Annotated in this window: 8 protein-coding genes; all 8 read right to left on the bottom strand. The window is 45.0% G+C overall.

The genetic code is table 11. The features are described from left to right. Positions 1-223 precede the first annotated feature (223 nt). Positions 224-1591, bottom strand: a complete 1368-nt coding sequence (locus A3860_RS26560) for a DNA recombination protein RmuC (RefSeq protein ID WP_081152331.1) — start codon at positions 1589-1591, stop codon at positions 224-226. Positions 1592-1741: 150 nt separating this feature from the next. Further along, positions 1742-3295: a SusD/RagB family nutrient-binding outer membrane lipoprotein gene (locus A3860_RS26555; protein WP_158085371.1), complete on the bottom strand. Its 1554-nt coding sequence runs from the start codon at positions 3293-3295 to the stop codon at positions 1742-1744. A 25-nt stretch (positions 3296-3320) separates the two neighbouring features. After that, complete coding sequence (locus A3860_RS26550) at positions 3321-6650, bottom strand: SusC/RagA family TonB-linked outer membrane protein (protein WP_081151939.1); 3330 nt, start codon at positions 6648-6650, stop codon at positions 3321-3323. A gap of 138 nt (positions 6651-6788) precedes the next feature. Further along, a complete protein-coding gene (locus tag A3860_RS26545; protein WP_081151936.1) occupies positions 6789-8012 on the bottom strand; it encodes an ROK family protein in 1224 nt (407 codons plus the stop codon). 299 nt (positions 8013-8311) lie between these two features. Next, positions 8312-9340, bottom strand: coding sequence for a lipid A deacylase LpxR family protein (locus A3860_RS26540; protein WP_158085370.1), 1029 nt, complete (start codon positions 9338-9340; stop codon positions 8312-8314). Positions 9341-9356: 16 nt separating this feature from the next. Continuing rightward, positions 9357-11720 (bottom strand): GAF domain-containing protein, encoded by a 2364-nt coding sequence (locus A3860_RS26535; protein ID WP_143774273.1) that lies wholly within the window; start codon positions 11718-11720, stop codon positions 9357-9359. A 179-nt stretch (positions 11721-11899) separates the two neighbouring features. After that, positions 11900-14437 carry a BamA/TamA family outer membrane protein gene (locus tag A3860_RS26530; protein ID WP_081151927.1) on the bottom strand — a complete coding sequence of 846 codons (2538 nt, stop codon included), beginning with the start codon at positions 14435-14437 and terminating at the stop codon, positions 11900-11902. A gap of 13 nt (positions 14438-14450) precedes the next feature. Next, entirely contained in the window at positions 14451-15323 is an 873-nt protein-coding gene (locus A3860_RS26525; protein WP_081151925.1) for an SdiA-regulated domain-containing protein, read from the bottom strand. Positions 15324-15327 lie beyond the last annotated feature (4 nt).

Below are 15327 nucleotides of genomic sequence, written 5' to 3'. Positions count from 1 at the left end.
AAAAAGTGGATAACTATTTCCCCCTGGTTACTACCGGTAATTGATACCTGAATACTCTTTTAGCGTATATTGCACACTGTTAATAATTTAGTGTACACATTACACTTTTTTATCAGCATACAACAGTTGTTAGGATTAACTTTTCCCAAACCGTAAGGCCGGACCCGCATAACATCCGGCTTTACGAATTCTCCCTTATTCAGGAACCGCAGTAATATCCTTATTACTCCTTAATCGTATTATTATCATCCTCTTCATCCACGTTAAACGTGTTCGATTTCCCGATCAGGGCAACGGCATCTTCTTTTGGTAATTCCTGAACGTCGCGCAATCTTCTTTCGATCACTCTTGTGCGCGTACCTGCCTGCTCAATAACATTGCTGGCTTCCTGTAACTTCTTTTTCGTTTTATCCAGAATAACACCAAAGTTGCTGAAATCTGTTTTTACTGCGCCCAGTAATTGCCATACCTCACCCGATCTTTTTTCAATGGCCAGCGTTCTGAAACCCATTTGTAGACTGTTGAGCAAGGCCGATAACGTAGTTGGCCCCGTGATAATGATCTTATACTCACGCTGAATACTTTCGAACAAACCGGGTGTACGCAACACTTCTGCATACAGGCTTTCAAATGGCAGGAACAGGATGGCAAAATCAGTTGTATTGGGCGGGTCAACATATTTGCCACTGATATCGAGGGCACATTTCCGGATTCCTTTCACAAAACTTTTCCGGCATTCCTCTACCAGGTCGGGCAGGGCCTGGTCGTATGCATCGAGCAGCGCTTCAAAATCTTCTTTGGGGAATTTTGAATCAATGGGCAGCCAGGTTGGTTTGTCCTTATCGCCGCGGCCTGGAAGTTTAATAGCAAATTCGACCAACGCATTGGAACCTTCTTTTGTTTTTACGTTCTTGCCATATTGATCAATTGTGAGTATTTGTTCAAGAATACTTTCCAACTGGTATTCACCGAGCACGCCTCTTGTTTTCACGTTGCTGAGCACCCGTTTGAGATCGCCCACACCCGTTGCCAGTTGCTGCATATCGCCCAATCCTTTATGCACCGCCTCTAACCGCTCGCTCACCAGCTTAAACGATTCGCCGAGGCGGGCCTCCAGTGTTTTCTGTAATTTTTCGTCTACCGTAGCCCGCATTTCATCGAGCTTGCGTTCGTTACCGGTTTGCATGTCGGCCATTTTCTTTTCCAGCGTTTCGCGCATTTGATCGAGCCGCAAAGAGGTAGCGTTGTTCTGCTCACTTTGTTTATTCAATAAGGCAAAGAAATTATCTTTTTGCACCGTATTCGCATTGGTCATAGTTTGGGTAATAAGCTCACCAAAACTTTTTAACGAAGCAGCCAGTTCGGCACGGATGCGTTGGGAGTTATCGCCCGTTTCCTGCCGGTTGGTCACCATTTCCTGTTTCACGGCTGTTTCAATGCGTGCAATTTCGGCCAGCACATTATCCATTTTGTATTTTAAGGCCATGTAGTCGGTATTGTTCCTGGCGGTGAAGGCTTTCCAGGCAAATACGAGGGTAATGATGCTTACCAACAACAAAATGGCCAGCAGCACGATTAAAATAGTTTCCATGTTAATGGTATTGATGAGCAAATACGGCAAATAACTATCAATTTAAGGAATTGGGCAGAGATTCTTCGACTCCGCTCAGAAATAAAAAAGCCCCGATATGATTATCGGGGCCGTAACTCTCAACACTTAAAATGTAAAACTTAATGTAACTTATTTTACATCCCAGAACACCTTGGTGGTGATCACATCACTTGATTTAACCGCTGCATAGTTGGTTGCATTATACGTCGCTTCAGAAGAAGGATATAAGAACCTGTTAGGCGGCGTGGGTGATAATACGGATGAATTATCAGTTGGGAATGTCAATTTTGGTAATTTGGTACGGCGCCATTCGGCCCATGCCTGGTTTGCCTGTATTACCCCGAAATCGATCCATTTTTGCGTGGCGATCTTTTCCAGGTTATTGGTGCCATAAGCCACAATAGGATTTAACAGATAGGTAGCAATGGTTGCATCGGAAGGCATTGTTTCCTTGGTACCGCCATAATCGCTGTTATTATTAATGCTTAAATAAAACTGGATGGATTGCTTAACACCGGTTTCATAAGCAGTTTTAGCAGTTCCACCACCCCATCTTTCATACGCTTCAGCTTTCAGGAAACTTACTTCCGCAGCGGTAAAAATGATACCGGGGAACAGGTTGTTTTCAGTGAAAGTGGTTGAATCCCAGCGGGAGAAATAGTTAGCGGTTGTAGAATCGCTCACCCGGCTTGAATTCCAGGTATTGGGAACGCCATGATACTCGCCTTTCTTATTAGCGGTAAAGTAAATGGGTAAACGTGGATCACTGGCAGGCCACATGATTGAATCAACCATTTTACCGGGCGCGAACGGATCTACGCCAAAACCATTTCTGATATCATTCATTGAAACAAGCGAACTGCTGGTGCTTGACGGTTGAATTTTTATGCTTTCGCTGGCGGCATCGATAGTCGGATACTTGGTTGAGTTACCGAGAATCGTTTGTATCAGTGATTTGGCAGTTGTTTCATCCTTATAGGAGATGCGCATTGCCAAACGCAACATCAGTGAATTTGCATACTTACGCCATGCAGTAAGAGAACCCTTATTCACATAATCATAAGAAGTCAACTGCGTGGTATAAAATGGATCGGCCGATACGGTAGACAAATAGTCAGAGATCCTTTTCAGATCGGTCAGGATATTCGTATAAATATCAGCGCCTTTGTCGTATGAAGGCAGTACAATAGTTCCTGATGTATTCAGTGAACCGGCAGTTGAGAAGGGAATATCGCCCCACAGATCTACCATTTGCGCCGTTTGATCATAGAAAAAAATGCGGGCTGTTTCCAGGAACAACAGGTAACCGGTTTTATCGGCATCGGTAGTGAGCTTGTTATAAGCCTTCTCAATTTCACGGAACCGGGCAAGGGTAGTGGTATAATAATAATTCCAACGGTCTCCTGTGTAGTTTACCGGTTGTTCATATATTTTATTACCCTGGGTGTACCCAGCCGTTTGGCTGTATGTGCCCATGGTTGGGATCTGTAAGGTGTACAGTCCCCAATACCGTGGCAATACCCTTTCATTATAAAGCAATCCTGAATACAAGCTGGGGACAGTTGCAGCAACTGATGCGTTGGGATCAGTATAATTGTTTTGAAAATCAGATTTTTTGCAACCCGTCACCAGCATGCCGGCTGCTATTATTAAAAGCGGAATTGTTATAATAAGTTTTTTCATAATTGTCATTGTTTAGCTGATGTGTTTAGAATGAAACCCTGAGGCTGCCACCGATTGAACGGGTAGCGGCATTACCTTGTCCGAGCGAAGTACCCTGAGCAGCATAGTTGGTACCAACACCCTCTTCAGGATCGAGGTAAGGCAGCGTCTTTTTGAAATAAAACAGGTTTCTACCATACACACTGAAAGTCAGGTTTTGCGCTTTAATGAAACCGGCTACTTTTTTAGGCAGCATATACGACAGGGTTACTTCACGCATTTTGATGTAGTCGTTATTGAATACCGCATCGTTATAGCTGATGTTGGAGCCAGAACCAGGCCATGAGCCCCAGCCAAATGTGTTCAGATAATAGTTAGGCGCATCAATTACGGTGGTATTTTCTTTCCCATCAGCGGTTACGCCCTTCAGGACCATACCATCATTGTATACTTTTTGACCACCGGGGCCTGTAGCAGTTCCTTTAGCAACCTGAATATTCTTTCCACCGGCAGTGTAATAAGATAAACCACCATGATCAGCATCGCGGCCAAACAAAGAGTTCTTGTATAAACCAGCGCCGGTTCCATACAACAAAGCCTGTGATACAACCTGACCGCCAAAACGGAAATCAACCACTACATTCAGATTGAAGTTTTTGTAGGTAAAGCTGTTGATGAAACCACCGGTTGCTTTGGGTTGCAGATTACCCAGGCGGGCCTGCTGATCGAAGTTGATGTCGTAGTAACCATCGGAATTGATAATATAATTCCCCTTGTCATCTACCCTTCTTTTGTAACCCATAAGGTCACCAACCGGGCGGCCAGGCTTGGAAACTACTACCAGGGAGCCATTATCCAGATTGTTTGCAACTAATTGTTCCAGACCGGCTCTCAAAGCAACCAGCTTGTTACGGTTAAAAGCAATATTCAACCGGGTATCCCATGCGTAATCCTTTGTTTTAACAGGTGTGCCATACAAACCCAATTCAACTCCATAATTGCGCAGATCACCTACGTTCACGTAAACACTGGTAGCACCAATGGTGGCCGGTGTAGAAAGGGGCAGAATCTGGTCAACAATTTTGTCATTATAATAAGTAAGGTCAAATCCTAAACGGTTATTCAGGAATTTGTTTTCCAAACCAACCTCAAACTCTTGTTTCTTTTCATTTCTCAGCTCTTTATTGCCAAAGTTTGAAGTTTGCGGATACAGAATGGGAATACCTTCAATATTACCGGGAGGGTTTGAATTATATAATACGTTGCCTACATAAGCATCGGGCGGATTACCTACCACACCATATGAAGCACGCAGTTTGCTGTAGTTAACAAATTCCGGCATCTGGAGCGCCCTGCTCAATTCAAAGGCAGCGCTTACACCAGGATAATAAAAGGTATTGTTGCCGGGAGCCAGTGATGAGCTCACCTCTCTTCTCAATGTTCCTTCTATAAACAGGAAGTCCTTGTATTCCAGATTAAGGATACCGAACGCCCCATCCTTTACCAATGCCTGGGTTCTGGCTGTACCGGTGGCGTTGTTTTTAGAAGCGTTTAAGTTAAACCAGTTCTCCTGGGTTAACCCATCTTTGGTGAAAGCACTGTTATAGCGGTAATCTTCCTTGCGGGCCTGGTAACCTACCGATACAGTTGCCTTCAGATCAGGTATTACCTGGTGCTCATACGACAACAACAGGTCGCCATAATTGATCAGGTACCGGTTGGTATTGGTACCATAAGCACCAGATGCCCCAAATGAAAGCGGTTGGGTTGAACGGTTCTGCGTTTCAGCAAAATAGCCTGTATAGTCAGTTCCATAACGGCCACGGAAATTCAGCCCTTTTGCAATATTCCAATTGACGGTTGCTGATGCAAGCAGGCGGTTGGTGGTTTCATCGAAATTATTTGCCAACTGGTTCCATAAAAAGTCAAGGAAGTCCTTTCCGCGAATATTATAGGCCAGTCTTTCACTAACATCTAAATTCGAGTTCCAGTCAACCCATTTATATCCTTTGGTAGTTCTATACTTGTTGAAATAGATGTCCATATCATCAATAGGACTGAAGAAACCGCCAAAGTTGTTGGTAACGTAATAGATCTGACGGGGTCTGTTGTGTACTTTTTCGTTTATGTACTGACCCACCAGGTCTACCGTTAATTTAGGCGTAACCTTATAAGAAGAATTGAAATTGAATGTATTCTTCTCCTGCTTACCGCCAATTTGGATACCCTTATAATCATTACGGGTATACGAAAGACGATAGTTCATTTTTTCGGTAGCATTATTTACAGCGATATTGGCGATTTCGCTATGACCGGTGCGGTAAAACTTTTTCCAGGGGTTACCGTGTGATACATATGGACGCATCTGTCCATCCCACCAATACACCTGGCTGCCATCTACTTTAGGACCAAACTGTCCATACGCTCTGAAAATGGGACGTTTAACAGTTTGACCATTTACAGTCTGTGTGATCCAACCCTGGTCATCAGAACCAAAGGCCGACATATTGGTTCCGCGGTCATAACCGGGACCGTATTCTTCCTGCAGATCGGGCAATACTGCTACTTTTTCGGCATTGGCGCTCAGGTTAACATCAACGCCTAATCCTTTATGGCCTTTACCGTTTTTAGTAGTAACCACAATAACACCAAAGTTGGCATCAGAACCATACAGGGCAGAAGCAGCTGCACCTTTCAGGATGTTGATGCTTTCAATATTCTCAGGATTGATATCGAGCAACCCATTGCCGTTCAGGCGCTGGTTACCGCCCCAGTATCCTTCGCCGTTGGCATCGCCATTCCGGATAATAACACCATCTACCACTAACAACGGTTGCCGCTGACCACTAATAGAGTTGATACCCCTGATCTGGATACCTACCGCACTGGTAGCACCGCCAGGATTGGTAGTGATCGTAACGCCCGGAGCTTTACCATACAATGCGGATGCAAAGTTGGTAGGCGACGATTGAATGATGTCTTTTTGCAAGACCTGCGTAGTGGCATAACCTAACTTGCGTTGTTCTTTTTTAATGCCCAACGCAGTTACCACAACACCTTCGAGGCTGGTTGTTTCACCGGCCAGGGAAACACTGAGGTTGGTTTGGCTACCTACAGTAACCTCTTTTCTGTCGAACCCAACAGAAGAAAATACAAGTACCGGTTTTGCAGTTGAAACCGGGATCCTGAACGCACCGTTCATGTCAGAAATAGTGGCAGTGGTAGTTCCTTTTTCAAGGATGGACACACCTGGCAATGCATTACCAGCGCTATCCTTTACCACTCCTGTGATCATCTTTTTTTCCTGTGCAGTACCTGTCAGGCTCCAGATACCAGCCAGCACGATCAGTAGTAATCGGATGGTTGCTTTCGTCATAGCAGTTTGTTTGATTGTCAAAAAAAAATTGATACTTTATAATAACAGATATTGGCAGTATTGCTCCCTACAATACTTTCTGGTCTTACACCAACAGTCTTCTATCCAGGGTAAATAATAGGAAAGGTGAGCACCGGATTAAATGAACACATCCGGTTTATTTTCATAAATAAGGTTCTTTGAATCCTCGCGTTCATAGTTCTCCATAACGAGGGCAGCAGCGCCTGTGAGCTCGGCTTTGAATCCCAGTGCCGAGATCTCGATCTCCGTATTCACCGATAACCGGGGGATACAATGTTCGTTCAGCGCCTGCTGTATGGGTGCCTGCCATATTTTACCGGCCGATGATCCGCGTCCGCTCAATATCACTGCCTCCGGGTTTAGTAAATGGATCAGGATGGCAACCCCTCTTCCAATGTTGTAGCCAGCTTCGGATAAGATCTCTACCGCAAACTTGTCGCCCTTACCGGCGGCGGCTACTATATTCTGAAAGGCTGTGTCAGGATGATTTGCCGACAGCTCTTTCTCCTTTATCATAGATAGCTTTCCGCTTTTCAAACCCTTGCCTGCTTTTTCGATCACTACTAATAGCGAGGTCTCTGTTTCCAGACAACCGCTTTTACCGCAACTGCATAATTTGTTGTTCAGAAAAAGCGGTATATGGCTGAACTCGCCTGCAAAGCCATCATGCCCCCTGAACAGCTCTCCTTCCAGGATCATTCCCAGCCCCACGCCCCAACCTACGTTGATCACCAACGCATTCTTCTTATCACGCGCTGCGCCGAATTTCAATTCGGCCAATGCGATCAAACGCGAGTCGTTATCAATGAATACAGGTAATTTTACTTTGGCTGAAATATACTGGCTGATGTTGCCACCCTCTGGTTCTAAAAAGGTATAATTGATACCTTTTACAGCATTTACAAAACCAGGCATCCCAATTCCTATTCCGGCAATCTTGTTCTTTGGAATTCCTGACCGGCTGATTATTTCATTAATTTTTTCTGCTAGTGCAGTTGGCGCATTCGGATTTTTGGTAAGCGGAAGTTCAAACAGTTCAATTTCGGCCACGTTCCTGTTTTGCATATCGAGGATGGCTATCTGGGTAACCAACTGGTCCATTGCCACCGACACCACATACATTACATCCTGTTTCAATGAGTACATCACCGGGCGGCGGCCACCGGTTGAAGCGGCATAACCTGTTTCCGTAACCATTCCTTCCTCCATAAGCTTACCCAACATTTTGGTGGTAAGCGGAATGCTCTTGTGGATCTTATCGCTCAGGTCGGCACAGGACAACATATTGCCAAAATAGAGATGTTTAACGATCCTCCTTTTATACAATAAGTTTTTTTCCATGCGCGACGTTAGCAGGTTCTTTTTTCAAATATAATGTTAAGTTAAAATAACTTTTTAACTTTTTTAATAAACTTCTTAAATTTTTTCTATTACTCCTGCTACCTTATTGAAAATCAAATTATAATTTTCTTCAATTAATCATGGTCCAAGAAAAGGTGGGACCCGTTTTTGGAGCTAATTCCTGCTAAAAGGGACTAAAAAAAGCCACCCCGCTTACGTGGGGTGGCTTGGGGTAGTTTATTTAATACGTTTGAACTTCGCTCTACATATATTCTCCAACCCTTCGACTGCGCTCCCGATTACCAGGCAAGAAATACCGATACATTACCAACTTCCTGTATATCGGTTCCTTTAACCATGGGCGTCATGGTGGTTTGGGTAAATGAAAGGCACACGCGTCCCAGGGAAAGCGCCATGCCATAATCGAGTTTGGCAACAAATCGCTTTCGTACCATTGGGTCCTTTTTCGGTTCATCATTATTTGGATCATTGGGCTGCCCCGGAACGGGTTCGTGGCTATGGTTGAAAACACCCCCATCGATCAGCGCATTGTACAGTACCCACTCCACAGAGGGGCGAAGGATAAAATAGAACTGTTTGCGCTGCCTGGTCCCTTTCGGGGTTGCAAACTGTGATCCATAGCCATCAAAATAAGGCGTCATTCTGCCAATGCGGATGAGCGAGTAAAGCGAGGCGCCATTCAGGGCGGTTCCGGCAAAACCCTGCGCGCCGCCAATGAATTCAATACTATTATTAATATGCACCAGCTCTTTTTCCCCCGCCACACTCATATTCAGCAGCGGATCGGTCTTTAGCTGGTAATCCCAGCCGCCGGGTTGTACAATACGAACAATGCGATGGGCTGTGCGCTGCGTTTGCTTTGCCAGTGAGGGCGGCCCCATAACACCGAACATAAATTCGGTTTGAATATTATATTTCTTTATTGAATTGGTTGAATGCAGGGTGTGGGTTGCAAACAAAGCGCCCGCATAGGGAAAGTCGTTTTTATCGGGTATTCTTTTAATTATGTTCTTGGGCGTCATTATTACCTGCATAAGGCCCCAGCCCCAGGTATTGAGGCTGCTGTCGCCGGCTTTTGGCATAATGCGATCCAGAAAAAAACGGGAAGGTTTGTCCTTTATAAAGAAATAGTCGATGCGGGAACCATTGGTATACCCCTGGTCGGTGCCTACTCCCCTGATATTAATATTATCATTGTCTTCATACACCCGAAGCAGGTGCCGATAGGCCTTCGGCTGCTGTGCCCAGGCTGTTCCTGTTACGCAGCACCCAATCAAACAACCGGTAATGAAACGTCCCCATTGCATAGATATCATTTGCCTGTCAGGAAACCACCGAGTGGTCGTATTCCATATTAATACCAACACGCAAAGCCTTTAAACCGGCCACGCCCTGTAACTCTTCCAGGTCAAGATACTCCAAATCGTTCAATAAAATTCCCTGCTCCTGCAGGTACTGGATGTGCGAAATGTATTCTTCAGCATCACGGCGGTTAAAATACACCAGCGCAATCTTCCCGGGCTGCGTTAATCGTTCATTGGTATCGGCCACATGTACTTTATCGATCCGCTTTTTTATTACCTGGTAGCGAATATTATATCCGCCTTCGGCATCGAACCGGCGCTCATCGTTGCGGAAACTAATATCGATCGTACTGCTGTGAATGAATATTAACTGTGTGGTTTGTAATGGTTTCGACAGGTTGGGCAACATTTCATGGGTGATGCGGGCGATCGCTGCCATGGATGACAATTGCCAAAGCCGCAAATTCTTTAAATATAAAATGTCGAACGGCTTATCGGGCGCAATGGACTGCCCAATGTAAATATCATATTCTACCCCATCGGTCCTGAAGCGTTCAAAATAACAGGGATACGATTGCTGCAATTCATCCTTCATCATATCGAGGTAATTGTTCACCGCCGTATTTATCGTTTGCATCGACTCTTCCAACTGCCGGCGGTTCGTCCAGGCAATACCTTTTGTTTCCTCGATAGCAGCAAAATACTTCTCAACAATACCGGCTGATCCCGGATGGGTAAGCTTGAAATGTTTCAGGAATGAAACGGCTTCCTTCTCCAGAAAATCGGTCAGCTTTACTTCGCTGTGCGGCGTCATTGATTCATCCAACGTATTTTTCCATTTCCGGCATTTGTAGATCATTTCATCGGTCAATGCCAGGCTGTAATGCTTTTTAACCTGTTGCAGGGTTTCGAGCAGCAGGGAGAACTGGTGCTGCAGGTCGCTGAGTTGTGCTTTATTGCGTTCAATGGTTGAGTTGCGGATATCGATAGCGCCATAGAGGGGATACACACTCTCGAACCCGATCGTTTCTATTTTGCCCTTTCCATGGTTTTCCACTTCCTGCAGATAATTCCACGCGGCATCGTTGAATTTCCATTGCACGGCCGGTTGTAAAGAGGTAAACTTTTCCTTTATTACCCGGTCAATTGATGAATTGACATCATCAATAGAGATCTGCACCAGCTGCGCCAGCACCGGATAGGCTGGTTCAAGCATAGCCAGCACCTTTTCATCCAACAGTCCCGGTTCTCTGGCAAAGATCTCGAGTATGCCCGCCATTTTATTATTCGAGAAAAGCGGTAATACAATAAAGGACTGAATGCCCGTTCTGGTACAGGTTGACAGAAAGGGATATAATTTAGCTTCTTTTGAAGAGATCGTTTTGTAAATAAGCGGGCGCGGATTACGCATGTACTCTTCTGCAAACGCCTGGTAGGCGCTGCGCGCGGTGCCGTTGTTGCAATCGTCACCCATCAAAACGCTTTTGATATCGGTTAATTCCGGTATCACCAGTTTTTCGTTTATGCGGAACAAGGGCGTAATGTTAAAATCAATGGCGTTGTTCTGCACCAAAGTTTTCAACGCTTTGGTAACATCCTTGTAACATTCGTCCTCACTATGCCGGTTGTGCGCAACAATCGTATTCTTAATGGTTTCCACGGCATATTTCACAGTTTCATCGGTGATGGTCACTACCGACATGCCACGGAATTTGAAAAGGTTTATCGGCAACACCTTTGCCAGGTGCTCAAAACCCTGCTCCTCATCGAGCTTGTTGGGGCTGGTAAGGCCGTTGAGATCGGGTAATTCACCAACAGGTGTAACATCTATAAAACGGGTATCGATGTTTATTCTTAAATGCCGCAACAACCCGGTTTCTTCATCAATAAATGTATGAATGATCTCATTTTTATGAAAAGGAGAAAAATTATACAGGCGTTCCAGAATAAAAGAATAAGCTATGCGCATGCTACGCATTCGCATCATTTTTTCATCTCCCTGGGTCACCGCTTTCTTAAGCTTTTGTTCCCGGGCATCTATCATGAGGGTATAAAAAGCACTGGTGCCATAGATGAATTGAGGGCGCAACGGCATACCCAGCGCCCAGGGCAAACGGGTTTCATCTTCGGTGACATTCGTCATGCTTACAAAGATGAGCTCCAGTATTTCGCGGTATTTCTCGATGTTTTCGAGAGGAACGTCGCCTTCCAGTTCAGGAAACTGTTCCAGCTTCTCCAGTAAAAATGCGGTGAGTTTATCTTTTAAAGAAGAATCGTTCTTAAGGCTTGCTTTTAAATATTTAATAAATGGACGCAGTGAAAAGGCCGTATCCAGTTCAGCTAAAGTAAACTTCTCATTAATATTGATCGACATCGTTTGCATACACAGGGCCTTTTTTAAAGCAAAAGGCGCAATACTTTTTTAACAACATATAACTGGTCAGTCCGGTTTGGTGACCAGTCCCCTTTTTTACTCCAATAGAATGCCACAACTGAAAACCAGCAGGAATGTCACTGTGCTACCAGTAATTCCGTCAACTATATCCTATGAAAGCGCATTCCTTAAAACCTGAAACCCATAAATACGTAGGGATACCAGCCTTCTTTGGAGTAGCCGGCCTGTACCTGAATTACTGCCATTTGAGCAGGCGCAAAGTAAAATCCTCCCCCAACGCCCTGGTGCCACACCTTCGACGATTCATCTTTTTCCCATACCCGGCCCACATCATAAAAGCTGGTCAATCCCACCTGACCGGGCAGTATATAATTTACAAAGTTACCCAGCTTTATACGAAATTCAAGGTTGTTGTACAACATATGTTCCCCCGCAAACCGGTACTGACGGAAGCCCAGCAGGTTTTCGTGACCACCCAAAAAAGCTGATTGATAAAAAGCTGATTTACCGGCAGTAACAGCGCCGCCTAACCGTTCAGCGATCACCACCAACGATCTTTTGCTCAGGTTCTTATAAAAGGCAAGCTCGGGGATCAGCATCATATATGATTTTGATTCCTTATTCAACCCGCCATACGCCTGTGCCTGAATACTAATATAATGCCCGGCCGAGGGTAATATGATGCTGTTACGCTTGTCGCGCACCAGGCTGATTATTACACCGGCATGCACTTTATCGCGATAGATCGTGTTGCTGTCGTATGAATTGATATAGGCTTCATTGTTAATGAACCGGCCTTTATTTTCAAGACTGTCTGAATGATAAAATTGAATAGACGGGCCGGCGCTGATCGTTGTCCCCTTGCCTATATGCCAGCGGAGGGCGGGACTAGCCTGGTACACATTATACCGGGAGCGATAGAATCTTTTATAATTACCCACCTTGATAAATTCCGTTTCGTTGCCCCGGCCAAAAAAGTTGCGGGTATTGCTGGGTGCTAAAATATTAGCCTGCAAGGTTATATCTGCCTTGCCTACCGCCTGCAACCATTCGCCTTTATAACGTACACGAAAAGCGCTTGTTGAAAAAGAATGGGTAACATCGATCTGTTGCACACTGGCATAAGGCAGTTTTCTAAAACCCCGTTGCGTTATTTTGACGCCCCCACCCAGTAAGAAGCCATCATCCAGATTAAAGCCGGCAGTAACCAGCGGCTGAACAATGCCATAGGGATTAGTGGGCACAAAGGCGGTATTGGCCGTATCGTTCGACAAATGCTTTCGCAACCGGCTCGTTTTGCCGGTGAAAGTGGCGCCGGATTCGTTTTCATACACGCATACTTTTTTACCAGACTGTTCTACATTATACAGTTTCTGCCCTTCGCCACCCACAATCCGCACTTTTATTTTCTTATTGGTGTTGTTCAATACTACCCTATCGTCGCCCTTGCCAATGAACAAGCGGATCTCTTTGGTTTCTGAACCAAGAAATGTGCGGTTAAACAGTTGATCGCCGGGGTTTCCTTTTTTTGATAATTTATGAATGACCACCGATAACCCTTTATCGGGGCCATTGGTTATTTCAACCAGTTCGTTTTTGTCGGAAACCTGGATGTCGACTTTCCGGCTCAAAAAATAGTAATAGCTGTCCATGGCCTTCGGCAAATTAGCCCGGCGCTGTTTCATTTTAAGCAACAGCTCATCGTGTTTTATTACATATATTTCATTGGGCAATCTTTTAAGCGCCTCTTCCAGTACATCATCGGTGAGCCGGGCTACAAAATCGTTGGTTATTTGCATCCAACGGTCATGATCAAACTGTATAAAGAACCGGGAGTTGAGTTGACGGCCATTTAAGAAGAACTGATTGCCACGTTTAATTTCAGACCTAAACCCTGTTAAAAAGGGCGCGATCCATTTGCGGCTTGCCATTTTGGGGATCACCCCTTCATTGCGGTACAATGCCTGGTCGCGGTCGCGGGGAATGGCCAGGTATTTTCTGCTGCTTCCTTTCTTTTCATCAACCCAGCGCCACTGGTCTGCGTGCCGGTCCCAATCGCCCAGGAACAGGTCGAGCAAACGGGCCCTGAAAAATTCAACGGTATCAATTGAATTATCATTGTCTTCATTCAGGCGCTCCAACATTTTACCGGTGTTGTCTGAATTGCCATACGGCTCTCTTTCTTCGAGCAGGCACAAGGTATTGGCAAATTCCTTTTCATACTGACCCAGGTTTTTATCGGGCGTCACCCACCCTATTACCGGGTTTGAATGCGGCACTTGCACCTGCTCAGATAACACGGGCACTACCAACGGCGCATATGGATGCTGTGCACTCATGGCATCGCGCACCCAATCGGCGGCGAAAGTTTCGCGGAGGGCTTCGGGCAATATTATTTCGGGATATTTTTCAATGCTTCGCAATACCCATTCTTTTCCATGGGCATCTTTCATGCGTAAGGAATGGGTTTGATGCCCGCCCCCCAACTGCAAAGGAATAAGCCCTTTTTCTGATAACCTGATCACCGGCAGTTTTACCGGGACCGCCCATTCCTTGCGGAAATTTTCACCAAACAGTCGCCGGTGCATGGGGGTCACACTATCGTATGTGGGATGTGCTTTTACTGCGGCACTGTCGGTTTGTGCTTTTGCAATGGGCGCAGTAAATACAATAAGTAATACAAGGTGTAAATATTTTTTTGGCATAGGCCTACCTGGTTTATTTGCCCTTAAATGGCGTTTTTAAGATATTTCCGGAATGCAGGTCTCCGCCTTCATTGGATATATACAGATTGCCATTTCTATCAAAAGCGATCCCCTCGGGTTGAATATACAGGGCTGGATTTAATCTGTAAGTGGCGGTCACTTTCCAGTTGCTATCGGTGACCACCAGTAATTTGTTTACCGATGATATAATGTACCATTCATTGGTACGGGGGTTCCAGGCAAGGGCAGATGGATGAAATTTAATTTTCTTCTCACCGGTCAGGGCTTCAATTTCCTTTACATCTATTGCAAAGGTACCAATCTGGCTGATCTTTCCATCATTACTGAGTTCAAAGATATAACCATTTGCCATTTTGGTATCTTTTTCATCCTGGCAATTCTTGCATAGAATATAAATACGCTTGCTCATTTCATCGGCGTACATGCTTTCAAATTCCCCCTTAGGCAACAGGTCTTTCCATTCAGTAACATCATTTTCTTCGGCTTCGGGCTGATGTATAACGGATATGGGAAAACTGAACAGAGTGCCATTACTGCGCAGCATGATCACTGTATTATTGCAAATAGCTACATCTTCATAATCGCCATGCTTGCCGAATTTGTAATAGGAAGCTTTTTTATCGCCGGGCTGCAGGTAATACAGTTTACCATTTTCATCTTCCTCGGCATACACCGTATCGGGGTCGCCTTTATAAAAAGCAATGCCCGAGATCTCATGCAAGCTTACGGGCATTACGAACTTCTGCGGATTATTGATATTGTATCCTTTCGGGTTCTCAAAATTCCGTTTCTGCGAGCAGGCAGTGGAGATCATTATAAAGATCAATATGATCATCCAACCCGGCATTAATTTTAAACTATACATAATC

The sequence above is a fragment of the Niastella vici genome, assembly GCF_002077945.1.
Lineage (GTDB): Bacteria > Bacteroidota > Bacteroidia > Chitinophagales > Chitinophagaceae > Niastella > Niastella vici.
Note: the sequence above shows the minus strand (reverse complement) of the source record. Positions and strands in the feature narration are given on the sequence as shown.

Excerpts from the sequence above, each read along its gene's own strand:
- A3860_RS26530 (WP_081151927.1), bottom strand. The coding sequence starts at position 14,437 with ATGCCAAAAAAATATTTACACCTTGTATTACTTATTGTATTTACTGCG.
- A3860_RS26550 (WP_081151939.1), bottom strand. The coding sequence starts at position 6,650 with ATGACGAAAGCAACCATCCGATTACTACTGATCGTGCTGGCTGGTATC.
- A3860_RS26545 (WP_081151936.1), bottom strand. The coding sequence starts at position 8,012 with ATGGAAAAAAACTTATTGTATAAAAGGAGGATCGTTAAACATCTCTAT.
- A3860_RS26555 (WP_158085371.1), bottom strand. The coding sequence starts at position 3,295 with ATGAAAAAACTTATTATAACAATTCCGCTTTTAATAATAGCAGCCGGC.
- A3860_RS26560 (WP_081152331.1), bottom strand. The coding sequence starts at position 1,591 with ATGGAAACTATTTTAATCGTGCTGCTGGCCATTTTGTTGTTGGTAAGC.
- A3860_RS26535 (WP_143774273.1), bottom strand. The coding sequence starts at position 11,720 with ATGCAAACGATGTCGATCAATATTAATGAGAAGTTTACTTTAGCTGAA.
- A3860_RS26540 (WP_158085370.1), bottom strand. The coding sequence starts at position 9,340 with ATGCAATGGGGACGTTTCATTACCGGTTGTTTGATTGGGTGCTGCGTA.
- A3860_RS26525 (WP_081151925.1), bottom strand. The coding sequence starts at position 15,323 with ATGTATAGTTTAAAATTAATGCCGGGTTGGATGATCATATTGATCTTT.